This is a genomic window from Leucobacter manosquensis, assembly GCF_018304845.1.
Taxonomy (GTDB): domain Bacteria; phylum Actinomycetota; class Actinomycetes; order Actinomycetales; family Microbacteriaceae; genus Leucobacter; species Leucobacter alluvii.
The window spans coordinates 490,549-512,346 of the sequence record NZ_JAFEVO010000001.1 but is presented as its reverse complement, the minus strand read 5'-3'; the positions used below and the strand labels follow the sequence as shown (position 1 = coordinate 512,346).

The 21,798-nt window shown below is 67.5% G+C and carries 22 protein-coding genes; 7 read left to right on the top strand and 15 right to left on the bottom strand.

Annotated elements, in window-relative coordinates:
• Positions 1–40 precede the first annotated feature (40 nt).
• The 7 genes from trmD to ftsY form a co-directional block, all read right to left on the bottom strand.
• Positions 41–778: a tRNA (guanosine(37)-N1)-methyltransferase TrmD gene (gene trmD / locus JSQ98_RS02355; RefSeq protein ID WP_211648198.1), complete on the bottom strand. Its 738-nt coding sequence runs from the start codon at positions 776–778 to the stop codon at positions 41–43.
• A complete protein-coding gene (gene rimM, locus JSQ98_RS02350; protein WP_211648197.1) occupies positions 775–1,452 on the bottom strand; it encodes a ribosome maturation factor RimM in 678 nt (225 codons plus the stop codon). The genes trmD and rimM overlap by 4 nt, the downstream gene beginning before the upstream one ends.
• Positions 1,452–1,724 carry an RNA-binding protein gene (locus JSQ98_RS02345; protein WP_090148465.1) on the bottom strand — a complete coding sequence of 91 codons (273 nt, stop codon included), beginning with the start codon at positions 1,722–1,724 and terminating at the stop codon, positions 1,452–1,454. Before JSQ98_RS02345 ends, rimM begins: the two co-directional genes overlap by 1 nt.
• A gap of 5 nt (positions 1,725–1,729) precedes the next feature.
• Positions 1,730–2,146 carry a 30S ribosomal protein S16 gene (gene rpsP / locus JSQ98_RS02340; RefSeq protein ID WP_090148462.1) on the bottom strand — a complete coding sequence of 139 codons (417 nt, stop codon included), beginning with the start codon at positions 2,144–2,146 and terminating at the stop codon, positions 1,730–1,732.
• A gap of 142 nt (positions 2,147–2,288) precedes the next feature.
• Complete coding sequence (ffh, locus tag JSQ98_RS02335) at positions 2,289–3,854, bottom strand: signal recognition particle protein (RefSeq protein WP_090148460.1); 1,566 nt, start codon at positions 3,852–3,854, stop codon at positions 2,289–2,291.
• 168 nt (positions 3,855–4,022) lie between these two features.
• The gene (locus tag JSQ98_RS02330) at positions 4,023–4,871 is read right to left on the bottom strand and encodes a 3-hydroxyacyl-CoA dehydrogenase (protein ID WP_090148457.1); all 849 of its coding nucleotides are present in this window, start codon (positions 4,869–4,871) and stop codon (positions 4,023–4,025) included.
• A gap of 132 nt (positions 4,872–5,003) precedes the next feature.
• Positions 5,004–5,879 (bottom strand): signal recognition particle-docking protein FtsY, encoded by an 876-nt coding sequence (ftsY, locus tag JSQ98_RS02325; protein ID WP_090148455.1) that lies wholly within the window; start codon positions 5,877–5,879, stop codon positions 5,004–5,006.
• A gap of 220 nt (positions 5,880–6,099) precedes the next feature.
• Here ftsY and JSQ98_RS02320 point away from each other — a divergent pair, with 220 nt between their 5' ends.
• From JSQ98_RS02320 to JSQ98_RS02305, 4 genes are read left to right on the top strand one after another with little or no spacing between them, the layout of a single operon-like run.
• Positions 6,100–7,428: a branched-chain amino acid ABC transporter permease gene (locus JSQ98_RS02320; RefSeq protein WP_211650372.1), complete on the top strand. Its 1,329-nt coding sequence runs from the start codon at positions 6,100–6,102 to the stop codon at positions 7,426–7,428.
• A 6-nt stretch (positions 7,429–7,434) separates the two neighbouring features.
• Positions 7,435–8,421: a branched-chain amino acid ABC transporter permease gene (locus JSQ98_RS02315; RefSeq protein WP_090148449.1), complete on the top strand. Its 987-nt coding sequence runs from the start codon at positions 7,435–7,437 to the stop codon at positions 8,419–8,421.
• Positions 8,414–9,370, top strand: a complete 957-nt coding sequence (locus JSQ98_RS02310) for an ABC transporter ATP-binding protein (protein ID WP_090148447.1) — start codon at positions 8,414–8,416, stop codon at positions 9,368–9,370. Before JSQ98_RS02315 ends, JSQ98_RS02310 begins: the two co-directional genes overlap by 8 nt.
• Positions 9,367–10,131 carry an ABC transporter ATP-binding protein gene (locus JSQ98_RS02305; protein ID WP_090148444.1) on the top strand — a complete coding sequence of 255 codons (765 nt, stop codon included), beginning with the start codon at positions 9,367–9,369 and terminating at the stop codon, positions 10,129–10,131. Before JSQ98_RS02310 ends, JSQ98_RS02305 begins: the two co-directional genes overlap by 4 nt.
• A 59-nt stretch (positions 10,132–10,190) precedes the next feature.
• Here the strand turns inward: JSQ98_RS02305 and JSQ98_RS02300 are convergent, their stop codons facing one another.
• The 4 genes from JSQ98_RS02300 to JSQ98_RS02285 form a co-directional block, all read right to left on the bottom strand.
• A complete protein-coding gene (locus tag JSQ98_RS02300) occupies positions 10,191–11,486 on the bottom strand; it encodes an ABC transporter substrate-binding protein (RefSeq protein WP_211648196.1) in 1,296 nt (431 codons plus the stop codon).
• 100 nt (positions 11,487–11,586) lie between these two features.
• On the bottom strand, positions 11,587–12,777 hold the full coding sequence (locus tag JSQ98_RS02295; RefSeq protein WP_211648195.1) for a hypothetical protein: 1,191 nt from the start codon (positions 12,775–12,777) through the stop codon (positions 11,587–11,589).
• A 28-nt stretch (positions 12,778–12,805) separates the two neighbouring features.
• A complete protein-coding gene (gene smc, locus JSQ98_RS02290; RefSeq protein WP_211648194.1) occupies positions 12,806–16,546 on the bottom strand; it encodes a chromosome segregation protein SMC in 3,741 nt (1,246 codons plus the stop codon).
• Positions 16,547–16,653: 107 nt separating this feature from the next.
• Positions 16,654–17,049 (bottom strand): DUF4260 family protein, encoded by a 396-nt coding sequence (locus JSQ98_RS02285; RefSeq protein WP_249290697.1) that lies wholly within the window; start codon positions 17,047–17,049, stop codon positions 16,654–16,656.
• A gap of 55 nt (positions 17,050–17,104) precedes the next feature.
• Here JSQ98_RS02285 and JSQ98_RS02280 point away from each other — a divergent pair, with 55 nt between their 5' ends.
• Positions 17,105–17,686 carry a chorismate mutase gene (locus JSQ98_RS02280; RefSeq protein WP_211648193.1) on the top strand — a complete coding sequence of 194 codons (582 nt, stop codon included), beginning with the start codon at positions 17,105–17,107 and terminating at the stop codon, positions 17,684–17,686.
• An 8-nt stretch (positions 17,687–17,694) separates the two neighbouring features.
• Here JSQ98_RS02280 and JSQ98_RS02275 read toward each other — a convergent pair whose 3' ends face one another.
• A complete protein-coding gene (locus tag JSQ98_RS02275) occupies positions 17,695–18,006 on the bottom strand; it encodes a hypothetical protein (RefSeq protein ID WP_336661623.1) in 312 nt (103 codons plus the stop codon).
• A gap of 147 nt (positions 18,007–18,153) precedes the next feature.
• Between JSQ98_RS02275 and JSQ98_RS02270 the strand changes: the two genes are divergently transcribed.
• Together JSQ98_RS02270 and JSQ98_RS02265 are read left to right on the top strand one after the other, a co-directional pair.
• Complete coding sequence (locus JSQ98_RS02270; protein WP_211648192.1) at positions 18,154–18,684, top strand: hypothetical protein; 531 nt, start codon at positions 18,154–18,156, stop codon at positions 18,682–18,684.
• 89 nt (positions 18,685–18,773) lie between these two features.
• Complete coding sequence (locus tag JSQ98_RS02265) at positions 18,774–19,871, top strand: VirB8/TrbF family protein (RefSeq protein ID WP_211648191.1); 1,098 nt, start codon at positions 18,774–18,776, stop codon at positions 19,869–19,871.
• Here the strand turns inward: JSQ98_RS02265 and mutM are convergent.
• Genes mutM through rpmF form a run of 3 tightly spaced genes read right to left on the bottom strand, consistent with a single transcriptional unit; the run spans position 19,815 to position 21,796 of the window.
• Entirely contained in the window at positions 19,815–20,858 is a 1,044-nt protein-coding gene (gene mutM, locus JSQ98_RS02260; RefSeq protein ID WP_211648190.1) for a bifunctional DNA-formamidopyrimidine glycosylase/DNA-(apurinic or apyrimidinic site) lyase, read from the bottom strand. The genes JSQ98_RS02265 and mutM overlap by 57 nt on opposite strands.
• A complete protein-coding gene (gene rnc / locus JSQ98_RS02255) occupies positions 20,851–21,591 on the bottom strand; it encodes a ribonuclease III (protein ID WP_211648189.1) in 741 nt (246 codons plus the stop codon). Before rnc ends, mutM begins: the two co-directional genes overlap by 8 nt.
• Before the next feature lies 1 nt (position 21,592).
• The gene (gene rpmF / locus JSQ98_RS02250) at positions 21,593–21,796 is read right to left on the bottom strand and encodes a 50S ribosomal protein L32 (protein WP_090148415.1); all 204 of its coding nucleotides are present in this window, start codon (positions 21,794–21,796) and stop codon (positions 21,593–21,595) included.
• Positions 21,797–21,798 lie beyond the last annotated feature (2 nt).

The following is a 21,798-nucleotide window of genomic DNA, read 5'->3' as shown; positions in this document are numbered from 1 at the left end:
AATGCAGCCGAACGCGCGCGCCGCACGGGCGGCGCGGCGATCACTCGGCCGCGTGCCGCCCGGGAGGTCGGCCCAGCATCTCGCGCGACAGCAGTTCGGGTCTGACCCGTCCGGTGCGTTCGATGCGCTGTTCGCGACGCCACGCGTCGATCGCGGCATGATTGCCGCTCAACAGCACCTCTGGCACCGATCGGTCGCGCCAGTTCGCGGGTTTGGTGAAGCTCGGGTACTCGAGGAGCCCGTCCTCTTCGTGCGATTCCTCGACCAAGCTCTCGGGATTGCCGACGACGCCGGGAACGAGCCGGCCGATCGCCTCGATCATCGCGATCGCAGCGACCTCTCCCCCGTTCAGTACGTAGTCCCCGATGCTGACGAGCCGCACTCGCCCACGACTCGCATACTCGTCGAAAACGCGCTGGTCGATGCCCTCGTACCGGCCGCACCCGAAGACGAGGTGCGTTTCGTCGGCGAGCTCGCGGGCCATCGTCTGCGTGAAGACATCGCCGGCGGGCGATGGGAAGATCACGAGCGGGTCCGCGTCCGGCTCGGCCTCGCCGAGGATGCCGTCCAGGGCCTCGCCCCAGGGCTCCGGCTTCATCACCATGCCCGCACCGCCGCCAGCGGGGGTGTCATCGACACTCCGGTGCTTGTCGTGCGCGGAATCCCGCAGATCGTGCACGTGCACCTCGATGAGTCCCCGCTGTCTCGCCTTGCCGAGCAGCGAGAGCTCGAGCGCGTCGAAATAGCCGGGGAAGATCGAGACGACGTCGATCCTCATTCCGGACTCTCCTCCGAGCCGCCTGACCGCGAATCACCGGCGTCGCCGCGCTGCGGAGCATCAGTTCCGTCGGATTCCGCCTCGGACTCGTCGAAGAGCCCAGGCGGCGGCGTCACATGCACGACGCCTGCGGCGATGTCGACGCTCGGCACGATCGCGGTCACGAACGGCACGAGGACGGGACCGTCGGCGGTCGTGACCACCAACAGGTCCTGCGCGGGGAGATGCTGCACCTCCGCCACGACACCCAGCTTGACCGCCTCGCCGCCCGGCTCGGCTGCGTCGCGCACGACGTCGAGGCCGACGAGCTGGTGGTGGTACCAGGCGTCATCTTCCTCGCCCTCCGCAACGGCCTGCTCATCGATCCACAGAATCGCGCGGACGATGCTCTCGGCCGTCGTGCGGTCCGGAACCTCGGCGAAGAAGCCGACCGGAGACTCGTTGAACCAGCGCAGGTCGCGCATCGTGATGGTGCGACCGAACCAGGGCGAATCCGTGGGAACCTGCAGGTGGAATTTTGCGCCCGGCACGAAGCGGAGCTCCGGATTATCGGTGAAGAGCTCGACCTTGAGCCCGCCCTTGAGACCATGCGGTTTCGTGAGGCGACCAACGCGGAGGCTCCCCGCCCCGCTCGCGGGACGGGGAGCCTGCGCTCGCCCTTGCGGATCCGCCATCAGGCTTCGGTCTCCGCACTGTCGGCAGCGTCGGTGTCCACGACATCGACGCGCACACGTTCACCGCCGGCGAGCGAGAGCACGAGCGTGCGCAGCGACGAGGCAGTGCGACCGCCTCGACCGATGACACGACCGAGATCACTCGGGTGCACGTGCACCTCGAGAACGTCGCCGCGCCCACCGTCGCGCACGTCGACGCGCACCCGATCAGGGTGATCGACGATTCCGCGCACGAGGTGCGCGAGCGCCTCTCCGAGTGCCTGCTGAGCCAAAGGTGTCAGGCCTCGGTCGACTCGGCTGCAGCGTCTTCGGCCGGGGCTTCCTCGGCAGCGGCAGCGGGCTTCTCAGCCTTCGGGCGCAGTACGGGCTTCTTCGCAGCATCTGCCTCGAAGGGGACCTTCGCCTCGGGAGCGAGGATCTTGGACTCGGTCTCGCCGGTTCCGGTGTACTTGCCCCAGTCGCCCGAAAGCTTCAGGATCGCTGCGACCTGCTCGGTCGGCTGAGCGCCGACGCTCAGCCAGTACTGCGCACGATCCGAGTCGACCTCGATGAACGAGGGGTTCTCGGTCGGGTGGTACTTGCCGATCTCCTCGATGACGCGGCCATCGCGCTTGGTGCGCGAGTCAGCGACGACGATGCGGTAGTAGGGCGCGCGGATCTTGCCGAGGCGCTTGAGACGGATCTTGACAGCCATGATGACTCCTTGAATCGGTGAACGATGCCGCATCTCGTGCCAGACGGCCGGATCGCGGAAGCGTGGGCGCGCAAGATGCGCGAACCCGTTAATAGTGCCACACTCGGCGGCATATTGCAATTTTTGCTGCGAACAGGCTTTCTTACCGCAGACCCTTGCCGAGCATCTGCTGCAGCTTGGCCAGATCCTCCTCATTCGGCTGCGCAGCGCCGCCTCCGCCCAGGCCGAATCCGGAGCCGCCCTCGGACGCGCCGGCCGGCTTCGCGGCGATTCCGGCAGCCTCCTGAGCACGCTTCGCCGGGTTGCCAGAACGTCGCTTGCCCTTGCCCTTCGCGGGCTGCTGCTTCTTGCGGCCGCCGCCCATCCCTGGCACCGGCCCCATTCCGGGAATCTGCGGCACGCCGCCGCGGGCGACGGTCTTCATCATCTTCGCCGCCTGCTCGAAACGCTGCACGAGCTGGTTCACGTCGGTCACGGTCATGCCCGATCCCTTGGCGATGCGCAGCCGCCGGGAGCCGTTCAGCAGCTTCGGGTTCTCGCGCTCGGCCTTCGTCATCGACTGGATGATGGCCTCGGTGTGCACGATCTCCTGCTCGTCGAAGTTGTCGAGCTGAGACTGCATCTTGCCCATGCCGGGCAGCATGCCCATCATCTTCTTGAGCGAACCGGCTTTGCGCAGCTGCTGCATCTGACCGAGGAAGTCGTCGAGGGTGAAGGCGTCCTGCGAGATCTTCTCCGCGACCTTGCGGGCTTCGTCCTCGTTGAACGCGGACTGCGCCTGCTCGATGAGGGTCAGAATGTCGCCGAGGTCGAGAATGCGGCTCGCCATGCGGTCCGGGTGGAACGGCTCGAAGTCGTTCAGCCCCTCACCGGTGGAGGCGAAGAGGATCGGGCGGCCGGTCACACTGCGGATGGAGAGCGCCGCGCCGCCGCGCGCATCGCCGTCGAGTTTCGTGAGCACGACGCCGGTGAAGTCGACGCCCTCCTGGAAGGCCTGAGCCGTCGCGACGGCGTCCTGTCCGATCATCGCGTCGATGACGAAGAGCACCTCGTCGGGATCGGTCGCCTTGCGGATGTCCGACGCCTGCCGCATCAGCTCCGCATCGACGCCGAGTCGGCCTGCGGTATCGATGATGACGAAGTCGTAGTGCTTGGAACGGGCCTCGGCGACGCCGCGCTTCGCCACCTGCACGGGATCGCCGACTCCGTTGCCCGGCTCGGGCGCGAAGATCTCGGCTCCCGCCTGCTCGGCGACGACTCCCAGCTGGGTCACGGCGTTCGGTCGCTGCAAGTCGCAGGCGACGAGCAGCGGCGTGTGACCCTGATCGCGCAGCCATTTCGCGAGCTTCCCGGCGAGCGTGGTCTTACCGGCGCCCTGAAGCCCGGCGAGCATGATGATGGTCGGAGGGTTCTTCGCGAACTGCAGGCGCCGCTGCTCTCCGCCGAGAATCGCCACGAGCTCCTCGTTGACGATCTGGACCACCTGCTGCGCCGGGTTGAGCGCCTGGTTCACCTCATCGCCGAGCGCGCGTTCGCGCACCTTCGACGTGAATTCCTTGACGACGTCGAGCGCGACGTCGGCTTCGAGCAGGGCGCGGCGGATCTCGCGGACCGTGCTGTCGACGTCGGACGCGGAGAGCTTGCCCTTCGAACGAAGATTCTTGAGGGTGTCGGTCAGTCGCGCCGAGAGGTTTCCGAAAGTAGCCATAGCGGGTTCATTCTAGCTCGCATCGGTCGGGAAGTCGGCCCCGGTGAGCCGTTCTCCCGCACTGGGGGCTCACCGAGGTCGAATGTGTCACCGATGCCGATGGCTGGTCCCATCGCTGGGCCCGTCGCTGGACCCATCGCTGGGCCCATCGCTGGACCGGCGGCCCACCTATTCGTAGGTGTAGAAGCCGCGGCCGCTCCCCTTTCCGAGGTACCCCTTGTCGATGTACTCGCGCTTGAGGTACTCCGCGAATTCGCGAGCCCCGGGCTTGTCGCTGTCCTTGTTGAGCATGTACGGAGTCATCATGCCGATGACGTCGAAGATCTGGAACGGCCCCAGTGGCGCGCCCGTGCCGATGCGCCACGTGCGGTCGATGTCCTCCGGCGTCGCGACGCCTCCCATCAAGAGCCCGCTCGCTGCGTCGAGCAACGGGACGAGGAGCGAGTTCAGCACGTAGCCCGGCTGCTCTTTCAGCACGCGGATCGGCACCATCCCGATCTCGTCGGCGAACTGCGCGACGGCCTCGAATGCCGCAGGATCGGTGCCGGCATGGCCCATCACCTCGCCGGTGTTGTTCTTCCACACCTCGTTCGCGAAGTGCAGCGCGAGGAACCGCTCGGGGTGACCGGAGGCGGGCGCGATGTCGCTCGGCAAGAGCGTCGACGAATTCGTCGCGAAGATCGCGGTCTCGGGAGCCAGTTCGCCGACGCGGCGCCACGTGTCGCGCTTGATCTCGAGGTTCTCAGGCACGGCCTCGATCACGAGCTCCGCTTGCGCCAGCGCCTCGCCCAGATCGGTCGTGGCGCGAATGCGCGCGACGGCGGCGTCGAGCTTCTCGGGCGTCGCGTCGGGAAGGTCGCGGATATAGAGCGGCTTGAGGTACTCCCAGCGAGCGGGCAGCTTCTCCAACGCCTCATCGTTGATGTCGTACGCGACCACTTCTTTGCCGAAGTACGCCGCTTGGAAGATGATCTGAGAACCGAGCACTCCGGTGCCGAGTACGGTGAGACGCTGCATGATGACCCTTTCTCGATGGCTCCGGCCTGGTGAGCCAGAGCCTGCCTACACCCCCGGTCTACTCCTCATACGGCAGGTGCGCTGCACATTTCGCGCAGGGCGATCAGGGCGTCCGAGCGGCAGCGGAGGGACTCAGCCGATCAACTGCTGCGCGAACACGTGCGGCGTGAATCCGGTGAGGTCTCCGATGCCCTCGCCCTGACCGATCAGCTTGACCGGGAGGCCCGTCTTCTCCTGCACCGAGAGCACGAACCCGCCCTTCGCCGAGCCGTCGAGCTTCGTGAGCACGAGCCCGGTGACGCCGGCGTGCTGAATGAAAGCTTCCGCCTGCGCCAGACCGTTCTGACCGGTCGTCGCGTCGAGCACGAGGAGGACCTCGGAGACCGGAGCCTGCTTCTCGATGACGCGACGCACCTTGCCGAGCTCGTCCATGAGCCCGCCTTTGGTCTGCAAGCGGCCGGCGGTGTCGATGATGGCGATCTCGTAGTCGGCGTCGATGGCCCGTTGCACCGTCTGGAACGCGACGGAGGCCGGATCCTGCCCCGCCTGCTGCGGTTTCACGATGTCGACGCCGGCGCGATCCGCCCAGGTGGCGAGCTGCTCGACGGCGGCCGCGCGGAACGTGTCGGCCGCACCCACGAGCACGCGCTTGTCGAAGGCGGTCAGGTACTTGGCGAATTTGCCGATCGTCGTCGTCTTACCGACGCCGTTGACGCCGACGACGAGAATCACGGCCGGGCGTTCGGAGAGGCGCAGCGTCGGATCGTAGGCGGCGAGGCGCTCCTCGATCGCGTCGCGCAGCATGCGCCGCATCTCTGCCACCTCCGTGACGCGATGACGCTCCACGTCGGCGCGGAGCGCATCGAGGATGGAGTCGGTGACATCTGGACCGAAGTCCGCGGTGATCAAGGCCGTCTCGAGGTCGTCCCAGGTCTCGTCCGTGATGAGCTCGGGCCCGCTGAAGATGTTGCGGAATGCTTTCGAGAAAGACCAGGATCGCTCTGCCATGTCCCCAGACTACCGCCGACCGCAGACGCGCATTCGAGCCCCCGATGCTGGATGAATTTTTGTCCGGGACCCACAATGCGTACGTGCGGGCGATGTGTCGGTATATATTTGGGCGACACTGTTGTCAGGGCGCACTCGTCGTCTCGACCGTTCAACGACCAATGGAGGTCCGGTGAACCCCACTCTGCACCGCAGACGAATGCCCATCAGGGGAATCCTGATGCTGGTGCTCAGTACCGTTCTCGTCCTGTTCGGCGCCGCACTTTCGGCAGTTCCGGCTCATGCGGCCGACACCTGCGAGCCCGACCCCGCCACCGGCTGCGTGCAGGGCGTCATAAAGCTGAGCAGCGGCGAGCCGGCGGCCGGTATCGAAGTCACGCTCAGCGGAGCGGGGGCCGAATCGACGGCGACGACGGATGACGCCGGGCGGTGGGTGTTCAGCGCGACGGAGGCCGGCACCTACACCGTGGCGATCGACGAGACCACGCTGCCGGAGGGCCAGTTCTTCAAGTCGGCGGGCGAACGCGAGGTCGAAGTCTCCCTGCACAACACCGCGAGCGCGCTGTTCCCCCTGACGGACGACCCGGAAACCGCGAACACCACACCTGAGACCGGGGGCGATGATGCAGACGCGAAGCCCGCCTCCGCGGCCTCCTCGGCCGACGCGTTCTCGTGGCCGCGCTTCTGGCAGCAGTTCGTCTCTGGCATCCGCATGGGCCTGCTCATCGCCCTCGCGTCGCTCGGGCTCTCGCTCGTATTCGGCACGACGGGTCTCAGCAACTTCGCCCAGGGAGAGATGGTCACGATGGGCGGCTTGCTGGCCGCAGCGTTCATGGGCCTGACGGGGAACCTGTGGCTCGCCGGGCTGTTCGCGGTGATCGCCTGCGCGGGCTTCGGCTGGGTGCAAGACAAAGTGCTCTGGAAACCGCTGCGCAAGCGCCGTCTCAGCCTCATGCAGCTGATGATCGTCTCGATCGGACTCTCGATCACACTGCAGTACACCTTCCAGTTCTTCTTCGGCTCCGGCGTCGTGCGCATCGACAAGAGCACGGCGGAGACCATCACGATCGCCGGCGTCACGCTGACGACGCAGTCGTACGTCGCCATGGGCGTGTCTCTCCTCGCGATCATCGCGGTCGGGCTCGGTCTCATGTACACCCGGTTCGGTCGCGCGACGCGCGCGATCTCCGATAATCCGGCGCTCGCACGAGCCTCGGGCATCGACGTGGATCGCGTCATCAACATCGTGTGGGTGGTCGGGGGCGGCCTCGCCGGACTCGCAGGCGTGTTCTTCGGGCTCGTCTTCAACGGCCTCAACTGGTTCACGGGCGGCACGATGCTGCTCATGTTCTTCGCCGCCGTCACGCTCGGCGGGCTGGGCACCGCGTTCGGGGCGTTCGTCGGGTCGATGATCATCGGGATGATCGTCGAGCTCACGAACATCTGGCTTCCCGGCGACCTCAAGTACGCGAGCGCACTGCTCCTCCTCATCCTGATCCTGCTGGTCAGACCGCAGGGCATTTTCGGACGCAAAGAGCGGATCGGCTAGGACATCATGGAATTCTGGACTGGACTCCTGCAGAGCATCCTGCAGACCGCGCTCTCCCCCACCACCGCGGCGTTCGTACTCGCCGCCATCGGCCTCAATGTGCACTTCGGCTTCACCGGCCTCATGAACATGGGGCAGGCCGGCTTCATGCTCGTCGGCGCGTACGGCTTCGGCGTCTCCGTGGTGCTCGGAGCAGGCTTCTGGACGGCGATGCTCATCGCGATCCTCGCCGCTGTGCTGTTCGCACTCATCCTCGGCATCCCGACGCTCAAACTGCGCGGCGACTATCTCGCGATCGTCACCATCAGTGCGGCGGAGATCATCCGCATGGTCGTGAAACTGGCGGCGCTGCAGGACATCACCGGTGGGCCGACGGGAATCCCCGGCCAGAAGTACCGGCACGTCTTCACCGAGCTCTCGCCGCTTCCTGAGGGGAAGACGACGATCCTCGGACTCACCTACGCGAACACCGGGGTCGACGACTGGTGGACGAGGCTGGTGGCGTGGGGCCTCGTCGCACTCTTCATCCTCATCACCTGGGCGCTCGTGCGAAGCCCTTGGGGCCGTGTGCTCAAGGGCATCCGCGAAGACGAGGACGCGGTGCGCAGTCTCGGCAAGAGCTCCTTCGCCTACAAGTTGCAGGCCCTCATCCTCGGCGGCGTGATGGGCGCCTTCGGCGGAATCGTCATGGCCCTCCCCGCCGCGATGCAGCCCGATTCCATGGGGCGACCCACGACGTTCAACCTCTGGATGATCATGCTCCTCGGCGGCGCCGCGACCATCTTCGGCCCGCTGCTCGGCAGCATCCTGTTCTTCGTGATCAGGCTCGTGCTCACGAGCCTCGCCGGTGAGTTCGTGCCTGCGTCGGTGCTGAGCGCGCAGCAGACCGAACAGCTCGCCTGGATTCTGATCGGCATCTCGCTCATCCTGCTGGTGGTCTTCAGACCGCAAGGCATACTCGGCAATAAGAAGGAGCTGTCGTTCAATGTCTGACGCGCAGAACTACCCCAGCGACCGGGCCGCGCTGCGAGCGGAGCTCGCAACCCTCGATCAGGTACCGGGCGTTGCGAAGCCCGATCCGATTCTCTCGGTCGACAGCATCGTGCGCCGATTCGGCGGACTGCAGGCGGTGAAGGTCGATCATCTCGAGGTGCAGCGCGGCGCGATCACGGCGCTGATCGGCCCGAACGGCGCAGGCAAGACCACGTTCTTCAACCTCATCACCGGTTTCGACCGGCCGTCGAACGGCAAACGTCTCATCGGCGGCGGCGACGCGACCTGGACGTTCAACGGCAAGGCACTCAATCGCACCGGCGCTTCGCAAGTGGCGCGATCCGGAATGGTCCGCACCTTCCAGCTCACCAAGGCGCTGTCGCGCATGACCGTGCTCGAGAACATGCTCATCGGCGCGAACGACCAGCCGGGCGAGAACTTGTTCGTCGGGCTCATCAAACCGCTCTGGGCGAAGCGCGAGCGCGAGAACATCGCGCGCGCCGACGAACTCCTCGCCCGGTTCAAGCTGGACACGAAACGCGATGACATGGCCGGCGATCTCTCCGGAGGCCAGAAGAAGCTGCTCGAGATGGCGCGCGCGTTGATGTCGAACCCCGCGATGATCATGCTCGACGAACCGATGGCGGGAGTGAATCCCGCGCTCACTCAGAGCCTGCTCGATCACATCCAGGCGCTGCGCGACGAAGGCACCACCGTGCTCTTCGTCGAGCACGACATGCATATGGTGCGTCACATCTCCGACTGGGTCGTCGTCATGGCGCAGGGCACCATCATCGCCGAGGGCGAGCCGGAACAGGTGATGGCGAGCGAGGCCGTTGTCGACGCCTACCTCGGGGCGCACCACGATCGGGATCTCGGCGACGACGACGTGCTGACCACCGGAGTGATCCGAGCCATCGCCACCGAGGTCGAAGAGGAGACCCGATGAACACTGCTGCCCCTCTGGTGATCAAGGCCGACAATCTCACCGCCGGGTACCTCCCCGGCATCAACATTCTGAACGGGTGCACGCTCGAGGCGTACTCCGGCGAACTCATCGGCATCATCGGCCCCAACGGCGCCGGCAAGTCGACCCTGCTCAAGGCGCTCTTCGGGCTCGTGAACATTCGCGAGGGCGCAGTGACGCTCGACGGCGACGACATCACGCACACGTCCACGAATCATCTCGTGCGCAAAGGCATCGGGTTCGTCCCTCAGACCAACAACGTCTTCCCCTCGTTGAGCATCGAGGAGAACCTGCAGATGGGGCTCTTCCTCAAGCCGAAAGCGTTCGCGGCCCGCGCGGAAGAGATGTGGGAGCTCTTCCCGATGCTCGCGGATCGCCGCCGGCAGCGCGCCGGATCGTTGTCGGGCGGCGAGCGGCAATCGGTAGCCATGGCCCGAGCGCTCATGATGAACCCGAAGGTGCTGCTCCTCGACGAGCCGAGCGCGGGGCTCTCCCCCGTGCGGCAGGACGAGACGTTCATCCGCACCCGGCAGATCAACAAGACCGGCGTCACCATCATCATGGTGGAGCAGAACGCGCGCCGCTGTCTGCAGATCTGCGATCGCGCCTACGTGCTCGATCAGGGGCGCAACTCGTACGAGGGCCCCGGCCGCGAGCTCGCGAACGATCCGAAGGTGATCGAGCTGTACCTCGGCACGCTCGCCGCCGATGTCGAGAAGAAGTCGGCCCCCGGCGAGCGGTGAGGACATGAACGAGCCCCTGGCGCCCGCACGGCGCCAGGGGCTCTTCGCTTCCGCTGCGGTTACTCCGTCTGGCCCTCGACCGCCTTCTGGAACACCGGGTTGTTCGTTCCGTCGTACTTGTAGATGCCGATGAAGGCCGACGAAGGATCGTTGTTGTCGTTCAGCGGCCCCGTACCCGCCTTACCGACGTACTGGATGTCGGAACCGTCTGCGATCAGCTTCGCGCATTCCTCGAAGGTGGAGCACTCTTCGCCGCCCTCGCTGCCCGAAACGGCGTGCAGGTTCTCCTGGATCGACGCGGAATCGGTCGAGCCCGCCTTCTCCGCCGCCAGCGCGACCAGGGTGACCAGGTCGTACGCCTCCGGCGCGTAGGTGAAGCTCTCGAGCTCGCCGTCGTACTCGGCAGCGTAGATGTCCTTCAGCTGCGCCTGGAAGTCGTCGTTCGCCTGAGCGCCGGGAATCGACGCCTGGGCGTTCTCGAGCGTTCCTGCCTCGAAATCACTCTCGTACCCGTTCGCGTTGCCGTCGACGAGGTAGAACGTCGAGAGGTCGAGCCCCTGGTTCACGGCCTCCGGGACGATCTGCTTGAACTGGTCGTACGTCACGACGACGACGGCCTCGGCGCCCGAATCCTTCGCGGCGGTGATCTCGGAGGCGAACGAGGTCTGCTCGACCGGGAACTCGTTGCCGTCGCCCTTGCCGCCGTAGACGACCTCAGCTCCTGCCGCCTCGACCGTCTCCTGTATGACATCGCGCAGACCGAGGCCGTACGGGTCGTTGAAGGTGAGGAAGGCGACGCTGGTGACGCCGTCGGAGACGATCTGATTCCCGAGCGCATCGCCCTGCACCGTGTCGGGCGGTGCGGTGCGGAAGTAGTTGGGGCTGATCCCGCTGAGATCGGCCGAGGTGTTCGACGGCGAGCCCATCAGGATGCCGGCCTCCGCGACGCGATCGACGACGTGCTGGCTGCGCCCCGACCCCATCGCGCCGAGCACGAATGACGCACCGCTCGAGATGACGTCGTCAGCGCCCTTCTCGACGACCGTCAGGTCACTCGCGTCGCCCTCGTTCGCCTCGGCGACGATCTCGACGTCTTGGCCGAGCACGCCCCCGGCGCCGTTGATGTCGGAGAGCGCCTGGGCGATTCCGGCCTGGACCGGCGGCATGAGGAATCCGAGCGAACCGGTCTGGGGCAGCAGAGTGGCGATCTGCAGCGCCTCACTGCTGCCGCCACCGCCCTCACCGCTCGATTCGGTCGGCTCGGATTCGCCGCTCGACGAGCAGCCGGAGAGCACGAGCGCTGCGCTCGCGACCAGCGCGAGTACGCCAACGGATGTCTTGGAGTGAACCTTCATTGGTGCACCTTTCTGAAGCAGAAAATGACGCCCCGACGCTGGAGCGTTGATCCGAGCATAGTCTGCTGGGCGGCCCCCTTAGAACACGCGGTTCGAGGCGTCACCAAGTCGTAACAACGCGGGCCCACGCGTGCACGTTGACATGGGTCTCGGGTTCGGAGCGGGCCCAGCGCTCGGCGCCGTCACCGGGGCGTACGACGTCGCTCAACCAGTACGTCGCTCCCGGGCCCCAGCCGGCGATCACGCTCCCGCGTCCGTTCCCGCAGTCGATGGCGCGGCCGGCGCTGCTGAGGTAGCCGTCCACCCCCAGGTGCACCGCGTCCCATCGTTCGCCGACTCGCGCCCAGTCCGGCATCACCCACGCTCCGATGCGCCCGGTGGTCTCTCCCCAGACGTAGCGCATCTGCGCCGAGACAGCGAGCGGGTAGGCTGCGCAGAGCGCTGCCCAGTCCTCAGTGCCCGTGATCCGGAAGACGCGAGACGCCGGGTGCGGCTCGATCGGGACGACGGCCGCCGCCTCCCAGCCATGCGAGTCCTCTTTCAGATACAGGCCCGCAGGGCCGAACCCGGGAATGGAAGCCGTCGTATCGAGCGCGCCCGCGGGCGGGAACGACCACCACTCCCCGCTCGAACCTTCCGGGTCATCCTGCAGCTCGGCAACGCTCCGCGCCTCCACCGCTCGCCGCTCGGCTCGCCATGCGGTCAGCATGAGGCCGGCGTAGTACGAGCTGAGATCCTCGAGCGGCAGCTCGGTCGGCTCTGCGGCAGGCGCTGCGGATGTGGGCTCCAGCGGATCCCACACGACTGCGAACTGCGGGGTGTCGAGCACATCGCGCGACCACCACTCGCTGTGCGGGGAATCGGTCACGAGTGCGGCGAACCTGCGCAAGCCCGCCCTCGCATCCGGCATCGCCGCGAGCACGTCGTCTCCATTCGGAGCCTGCCAGTACATCGCCGCGTCCACGGCCTCCGTCACGGCCTCGAGCAGCATCGCCGCGGTGAGCTCGGGGAGCGGAACTCGCGCGATCGCGTCGAGCGCGTCGGAGACGACACCATCGCGCGACGGTTCGGGTGGCGGGGCTGACGCGTCTTCACCCGGTGACGTCGGCGCATACAGCATGACTCGAGGCGCGTCGGAGGGCGGGCTCAGCAGCACGCCCGCCCAGAACACTCCATTTCGCCAGCGCACCGCATCCGCGTGGCACTCGGGCAATGCGGAGATCGTGGCGCGCGCGAGTTCGAGGCACAGACGCCGCCCCCGAGGACCTGCGAGCAACTCGTCCGGTGTCATCGCTCCATCATGCCGTGAGCCGCACGGCTCAGGCCACCTCTTGCCCCACGCGCTGACCGACGACTGCGGAGATTCCGTCTTGCCGCATCGACACACCGTACAGAGCGTCGGCGATCTCCATCGTGCGCTTCTGATGGGTGATGATGATCAGCTGCGAGTTCTCCCGCAGGCGCTCGAAGACCTGCAGGAGGCGGCCGAGATTCGCATCGTCGAGGGCGGCTTCGACCTCGTCGACGATGTAGAACGGGCTCGGACGCGCCTGGAAGATCGCCATCAACCACGCCACCGCTGCGAGTGAGCGCTCGCCGCCGGAGAGGAGCGACATGCGCTCCACTTTCTTCCCGGCCGGCCGCACGGCGATGTCGATGCCGGTCTGCAACAGGTCGTCGGGATCGCTCAGCGTGATCTCTCCGGAGCCTCCCGGGAAGAGAATGGGAAAGACCTCGGCGAACGCGGCTCGGGTGTCCTCGAAGGCCGCCGCGAAGATGCCCTGCATCTTGTGGTCGAGTTCCTCGATGATCGCCATGAGATCGGCGCGCGTCCTGGAGAGGTCTTGGAGCTGCTCGCTGAGGAAGCTGTGCCGCTGCTCGAGCGCTGCGAACTCCTCGAGTGCGAGCGGATTGATGCGCCCGAGCTCGGCGAGCCGGCGCTCGGCCTGTGCGAGGCGGCGCTCCTGCTCGGCCCGCACGAACGGCCGCGTCGGCACGGGCGGGCTGGAAGCGGGTTCGCGTTCGGCCTGCGCATCGTTCGTCGCGGACCTCTCAGAGCTTGCGGAGCTTGCGAAGTCGGCCTCGGCACGGGCGTCCAACCCCAGTTCGGCGGCGAGCTGCGCTTCGAGATCGTTGGCGTACTGCGGGTGCTCAACGGCTGCGTCGGTGCGAGAAGGCTCCGCGGCGTCGACCGGGTGCGGCTCCGGAATCGGCACCTCCGGTCCGTACTCCGCGATCAGCACGTCCTCGACGAGACCGAGTTCGTTGCCCGATCGCTCGAGGAGCGATGAGAGCTGCAGCTTGCGCTCGTAGCTCTTCAGCTCGGCGCCGTGCACTCGCTCGGCGAGCGTTTGCAGTTTCTGGCGCAGGCCGGACTCCTCCGCCCGCAGCAGTGTGAGTTCCTGGCTGTGCCGCGCTCGTTCCCGCTCCGCGTGCTGCTGAGCGAGGCGCGCCTCTGCAAGCGAGCGGTCGCACGCGTCGAGGATCGCGGGAAGCAGCCCACCGACACGCTCTGCCTGGGCTACCTGCCGTGCGCGCAGCACCGACCGCCGTGCAGCTTCTTCCGCCGCTCGGCGCTCGGCTTCGAGTTGCTCGCCGAGCGTCTTGCGATGCACCGCGGCGGCTCTCGCGCGCTCGCGCGCGGTCTCGAGCGCCAGTCGCGCCTCGAGCTCGAGAGCGCGGGCCTGCTCGACCTCCTGCAACACCCCCTCGCGCTGACTCGCATCGAGCATCGGCCGCGGCTGAGACGCTGCCTCCTCCAACACGTGCGCCGCGCGCTCGGCTTCCGCCGCGGCGCCTCCGGCGGCTTCGGCAACGGCAGCGAGTGCTTGCCGCGCGCGCTCGGCTTCGGCCGCCGCAGATTCCGAACGCGCTGACAGCCGATTGCGCTCCTTCGAGATCTCAGCAAGACGCGCATCCGCCGCACGGAGCTCGGCGAACGCCCGCTGGGCGTCCGACTTCGCCTGCACCGACGCCGCGCGCAACTCGTCGAGTTCTGCCTCGTGTTCCGCGACGGCCGCCGCGACCGACGACCGGTTCAGGGCGGCCTGCTCGAGTTCAGCAGTCAGCTCGATACGAGAGGGCGCGAGGGTCGATCCACCGCTGAGGGTGTTCGCCGTGACGACGTCGCCCGCGGCCGTGACGACGGTGAAGCCGCCGTTCGGCCAGTGTCCGCCCAGCTCGGATGCTGCGGCGACTGCGGTCTCCAGGTTCGACGCGATGAAGCTTCGCTCGAGCAGCGCCCGCACGCCGGGCGGTGCATCGAGCAGCGCGTCGGATGCGCGCGTCGCGCCCGCGACCTCGGGCGCCGAGGCGTTCGCCTCAGGGGCGCGATCGCGCTTCTCGGCATCGGCGATCACGGCTCGCAGTCGTCCGAGATCCTGCTCGCGCGCCCGCTCCACGGCGCGGCCAGCGGCATCCAAGTGCTCCGCGAGCAGCGCATCGGCGAATGTGCCGAGCGCCGCGGCGATCGCCGATTCGAACCCCTCCGCCACGCGGACGTGATCGGCGACGCGACCGGTGATGCCGTCGGGGGCCTCTGCGAGGAGGGCCGCCGAGGCATCGCGCTGATCGAGCGAGCGGGTCAGCGCACTCACCCGAGCGTCGAGGCCCGCGAGTTCCTGCTCGAGACGATGCAGCTGATCCCGCACTTCGTCCCGTCGCAGCTCGGCGGCGGCCTGTCGTTCCTGCGCCGCGCGGTACGCCTCGTCCTGCTCTTCGCCCGAACCGTCGTTCTCCGCGTCGCTGCCGAGTTCCTCGCGCTCCTCGAACCCGGCGAGCTCGCGGCGGGCCTGCTCGGCGCGGGATTCGGCCTGGGCGACGGCGTGCTCGCGCCGTTCGACCTCCTGCGCCACCGTCGCGCGCTTCTGCTCCGCTGCCGCTGCACGGCCCCTCAGCTGAGACAGCTGCAGGTCGTGCCGTGAGACGAGCTCGCTCTGGGCTGCGATGTGCTCGTCGATTGCGTCGAGGGCCTGCTGCGCCGTGCGCGTCGCCGCCCCTGCGCGCTGCCACGCGGCCTCGGCCTCCGGGATGAGTGCTTCGAGTCGCTCGACCTCCTCGCCGGCTTCGTCGACCGATGCGCGAGTCACCCGATGCGTCTGCTCAGGCGCCTCGGCCTGTGTCGCGAGGAACGTGAGTCGCTGCTGGGTCTGCGCGTAGAGACCGCGAAGCTTCGACTGCACCGATTCGAGACCGATGGTGACGCGCCGTGCGGCATCGAGCTCGTCGCTCTGCTGGCTCTGCTCCAATCGCTGGATGCGCAGCTGCTTCTGCTCCACCTGCTCTTGCAGCACAATGCGCTCCGAGTGCTGCTCTGCCTCATCGCGGGTGAGCGCCTCGAGCTCCGTACGCAGGCGGTGCACGTCGTCGGCGAGCAGACGCGCCTTCGCGTCCCGCACCTCGGCTGCGATCCCCTGGGCCGCGCGCGCCACCTCCGCCTGTCTGCCGAGTGGTTTCAGCTGTCGCCGGATCTCCCCGGCGAGATCGTTGAGGCGGGTGAGATTCGTCTCCATCGCCTCGAGCTTGCGCAGCGTGCGCTCCTTGCGGCGCCGATGCTTCAGTATCCCGGCGGCTTCTTCGATGACCCCCCGCCGATCCTCCGCGGTCGCACGCAGCACGGCGTCGAGCTGGCCCTGCCCGACGATCACGTGCATCTCGCGGCCCAGACCGGAGTCGCTCAACAGTTCCTGCACGTCGAGCAATCGGCACGCGTCGCCGTTGATCGCGTACTCGCTCGACCCGTTGCGGAAGAGCGTGCGGCTGATCGTCACCTCGGTGTACTCGATGGGCAGCGCCCCGTCGGAGTTGTCGATGGTGAGCTTCACCTCGGCGCGTCCCAGCGGCCCGCGCGTCGAAGTCCCCGCGAAGATGACGTCTTCCATCTTCCCGCCCCGGAGCGTCTTCGCGCCTTGCTCCCCCATGACCCAGGCGAGCGCATCCACGACGTTCGACTTGCCCGAGCCGTTCGGCCCGACGATCGCGGTGACGCCGGGCTCGAACTGGAATGTGGTCGGCTGTGCGAAAGACTTGAAGCCTTTGAGCGTGAGGCTCTTCAGATGCACACCGTCTCCCTTCCGTTCACCCGCGCGGACGCTGGTGCCTACTGTATGGCACAGCTCGATCCTGACGAGCGTGGCACTCCTCCGACGGACGGATTCGCACCCGCGCGCTAGACGACGAAGCCGACCGGGATGATCGAGCCGTCGGAATCGCGAAAGCCGAACCCGAAGGCGCGGTCGGCTGCGATGTGCACGAACCAGGCAGCGCCGGCGAGCGCGATGTAGATGAAGCCACCGTCGATGCCGCCGGTGATGAAGAAGGTCACCGACCCGATCACGAGCAGCACGATCGGCAGCGTCATCGTGTGCAGCGTGTTGTACAGACGCACGCGCGTTGGCTTCAGCCTGCCGCGCTCGGCGAACGCGCCGATGAGCGCGACATCGGGTCCGAGCCCGAACGCCAGGGCTACGATCACGGCGGCGGGCCCGAGCGCGACGCACACGAGCACGATGACGGCGAACCAGACCGCGGCGCCCATTCCCCAACTCAGACGCATCAGATTCATGGCTCCCAGTCTACGAGCTCGCTCCCGCACGCCCGTTGCCCAGTACGCTGACCGTATGACCGAGCCCGATCGCCTCGCCGAGGTCCGCAGCCAGATCGATGCCATCGACCGCCGTATCGTCGCGCTCCTCGCCGAGCGTCAGCAGTGGGTGCTGCGCGCAGGATCGCTGAAGACCGACGAGGCCGCCGTGCGGGCGCCCGCACGGGTCGAGCAGGTGATCGCGAAGGTGCGCTCGCTCGCCTCGGAAGCCGGAGCATCGCCCGAGGTGGTCGAGTCCGCGTATCGTGCGCTCATCTCCGCATACGTCTCGCTGGAGCTCGACGCGCATCGCGGGGCGGCCAGTCGGTCGGAGAACCCCGAGCTGCTGCTGCAGCGCGCCCTGTCATCGGCCGATCAGGGCGACGCGCTGGTGGCGACCAGTGAGCTCAGCCAGCTGCTCGAGATCACGTCCGCCCTACCGCTCCGTCTGCGCGCCGCATCCGCTCTCGGCGAGCTGCTCATCGCGTCGGCCCGAGCCGCGGAGGCGGAGATCGTGCTCGCAGCCGCCGTCACCGCGGCCGATGGCGCGGAGGAACTGGACGACGTCGACCAGGCGGAGCTCGAACGCGTGATCGAACTCCTGAACCGCGTTCGCTGAGCGACGCGTTAGTGTGACCCCTGCGGGTTCGTGGACTCGTCTGGGTGCTCCAGCGGTTCGGACTGCACGGCGGATCCACCCTTCGGGCACTTCACGTAGGTCGGCTTTCCCGGCCCCCCGCGATCGAATTGGTGGTCGCTCATCGGGTGCCGACAGATCGGGCATTTCGGGTTCGCGGGCGGCACGTATGCCGGCTCATTGGGATCACCGAGCTGAGCGGTGCCCTCGAACTGATAGAAGAAGCGTCGCCAGGCGGCCCAGAAGCCCGGCTGACCATCCCAGGGAGTCGCATGCCACAGCCGCCGTTTTCGTTCACGCACGTGTGCAGCCTACCAGATTAGTTAGGGCACGAAGTAATCAGTCCGCACGTGCTGCAACGCAGGGCAGCCGGGCGCTCATCCCCTCCCTGCCCTACGCTGAACGGGTGCGGCTGCCGCATTCCCGAGCCCACTGGAGAGCAGGACGCCATGACCACACCGGCCCAACACCCCTACGCCGTGTTCAGCGGCGCCCTGGGAGACAATGCATCCGGTCAGTATGTGCCCGCGCGCGCGGAGGTGAGCGGTGGCGCCGTGACATTGTGGGTGGCGTCTCCCAGCGGTTGGACCCGGTATTTCAGCGTGCCGGCGCACGAGACCGTGGTGAAGTCGGCTGCGCAGCGCATCACCCTCGTGGTCGGCGGACAGAGCTACCCACTACTCGCGGACCCGAGTTCGGTGGACCGCGCCATCGAATTCGGAGCCGCCGGGGCGGTGGCGGGGATCATCGACGCCCCGAAGGTCGCGTTGAGCGCCGACGTCGGTCGGAGCATGAACATGGCTGGCGCAGCTCGCGCCTTCCACATCGGCGGCGGGCCTGCGTTCATCGCCGCGGCCCGTCAGTCGGGCGCGAAGTCGTCGCGTCTCGGCTACGGCCCCATCCTCGCGATCGGGTGCGGCGCGGGACTCGCCGTCGTCATCGCAGTGACCGCCATCACGGTTCTCGTACTCGGCGGGTAACGCCCGCGAAGAACCAGCCCGGCGCCGGCCGCGCCAACTGGCAGACTGGGGCCGAGCCCTCGGCCGGATGAGACTCTCAGGAGGAACGAATGACCGACGCGTCGAGGGACACGGATCGGGCCGCGGCCAACGCATCAGGCGTGCCGCCGCGAGTGTTGGCGGACATCGCGGCCCGCCGCTGGGATCTCCATTCAGACATCGCTGCGAACCCCAATGCGTACCCTGAACTGATCCAGTGGATGCGCACGGTGAACCCTGCGAGCGCAGCACCGCCAGCACCCGCGCGTCGCAGCAGCGCTGGTTGGTGGTTCGCCGGTTGCGGCTGTCTCGCGGTCGCCGCGCTCGCCATCGGCGGCGTGGTGACGTTCCTCGGACTCGGCGCGGCACTGGCGCCCTCTGGTGCTCAGAGCGATCGTGCACCTGTTCCGTCCGCCGCCCCGAACAGCCAGCCCGCCCCTGCCACACCGACGGACCCGGCGGTCGCAGAGCAGATCGCGCGCTTCACGTCAGACCGATCGAAGATCACCGAGCTCGCGGCTCAGCTCGAAGGCAACCCTGTCGCCCCGCTCGTCGCTGACCTCCGTACGTTCCGCCTGGATGCGACTCGCGCGGATGATCCGACGATCGGCATCTTCGAAGCACGACCGATCGCCGAGCGAGCCGCCGCCCTCCGCGCAGCACTCGAGCAGAGCATCGCGAGTGCCGAGTCACGACGAGCGAACGCTTCGGGCTCGCTCACCGAGAGCATTGTCGATGCCGCAGGGAATGGCTTCATCGACGTCCAATGGGATGCGGCGACGGCATGCGAGGTCTCATCCACGCCCGGCAAGGAGAACATCGGCTGCGTCCGATCAGCCGATCCCTTGACGGTCCACTTACTGCCGGAGACCGAGGTGGGCAGCGCCTGGATGAACGAGATGCTCGTGACACACGAACTCTCGCATGTCTACCAGCGAGCCGACGATGCCGGAGCCGACGACTACTCCGGAGCGTACAACGACCTTCTCGCGCAGGGCCTGTTCCAAGGCAGCGTTGAAGCCATGTCCGATTGCTTCGCGCTCACCTATTACGACCGGTGGTCACTGTCCAACGGCTCGGAAAGCCAAGGAACAGGCTACGTCTGCGATGCATCAGAGCGCCAGGCCATCCGCGACTGGGCCGCTGGCTTGAACGTCGCGATGCTCTGAGGGGTCACCCGCCCGGCCGCGTGCGTCACGCACAACAGACGGACGGCGCCGCTGGCACTTGGGGCAGAAGTGACTCGACCGCCCGCCGAATGGCACGCGCCTGATCGGCGTACCGCAGCGGTCGCACGGCCGCCCAGCCTGCCCGTAGGCGTGCAGCGAGTGCGCGAAGTAGCCGGCCTGCCCGTTCACGTTCACGTACTGCTCGTCGAAACTCGTACCGCCTTCGCTGAGCGCCTGCGCGAATACCGCCCGCAGTACCGCGAGCAGCTCGACGGCCTTCCGCGGGCCGATCGCGATTCCCGGGGTGTCCGGGTGCAGTCGAGCACGCCATAACGCTTCGTCGGCGTAAATGTTGCCCACACCGCTGATCAGCGTCTGGTCGAGCAGCAGCTTCTTCACTCCTGAGCTGCGATTGCGCAGCACAGCGATGAAACGCCCGTCGTCGAACGCCGGATCGAGGGGGTCACGAGCGATGTGCGCTGCCTGCGCGGGCACGAGCCCTGGACCATCGCTCGCCTCGCGCAGCGCGTCGAGCGCAAGCGAGCCGAACAACCGCTGGTCGGCGAAGTCGACGCGGAGCTCGCCGTGCTCCGGGTGCTCGATCCACATGCGGATCCGCACGTGCCGATCGTCGGCAGCGTCGTGCGCGCGCAGCAGCACCTGACCGCTCATGCCGAGGTGCGCCAGGAGCGCGAGCGGCTCACCATCGGCGCTCACACCGGATGTGGGAATCCACATGAACTTGCCCCGGCGTTCCGGTGCTTCGAGGCTGATCCCGGCGATGCGACGCTCGAAATCCGCGCTGCGGGCGGCGCTGGCAGCAGCACTGAGCGTGACGCCGTGGCCGCCGAGGCCGTCGTCTCCGGCCATGGGCACATGCCGCTTGAGTGCGCGAGGATCCCGCACCTCGGCGGCGACGACGCGCGCGCCGGTCACCGCCGGGGCCAGCCCAGCGCGTACGACTTCGACCTCGGGGAGCTCAGGCACGGCGCTGAGCGACCGGAAGACGCAGTCGGGTGACCGCATCTCGCGCGGCGGCGAGTTCTGCGGCCTTCTTACTCGTTCCCTCCCCCGTACCGGTCACACCGTCGAGGGTCACGCGCGACGCATATCGGCGTTCGTGATCCGGCCCCGTTCCGGTCGTCTCATAGGCGGGGTGCGGCACACCGCGGCGAGACGCCTCCTGCTGCAACGACGTCTTCGGGTCGAGCGCCTCGAGCGCATCGAGGAAGCGCTCCGCGTCGTCGAGCAGCGGCGCGACGAGATCGAGCACGAACGCGGTCGCCGTCACCGGATCCGTCGACAGGTACACCGCGCCGATGATCGCCTCGACCGCGTCGGCCAGCAGCGAATCCTTGTCGCGACCGCCCGTGAGCTCCTCGCCTTTGCCGAGGCGCAGCATGTCTCCGAGTCCGTGCTGACGGGCGACCGCCGCAAGTGCCACCGTCGACACCAGCGCGGCACGGCGCTTCGCGAGCTCGCCCTCACTCAGATCGGGAAAGGCCGTGAAGAGCTCGACTGTGACCGCTTGACCGAGCACGGAGTCGCCGAGAAACTCGAGTCGCTCGTTGTGCGGCGCACCGCCGTGCTCGTACGCCCACGAACGGTGCGTGAGCGCGAGCTGCACGAGTTCGGGATCAGCCTGAACTCCGAATGCATGGAGAAAGCCGCCGGGGTCCCCTTTCGAGGAGCCCGACGGCTTTGCAACGCTCTGAGTCAACTCAGGCGTCGGCGACCTTGCGACCCTTGTACTCGAGGAACAGGGCGTTGCCCTGCGAGTCCTCGACCACGCGGGCGCGGTGCGGCAGGCTGTACACGGTGCGACCGTTCTCTTCGGTCTTCACCAGGGTGGGTGCCGTAGCCTTCCACGCCGAACGACGGTGACGGGTGTTCGATCGCGACATCTTCCGCTTGGGAACAGCCATGA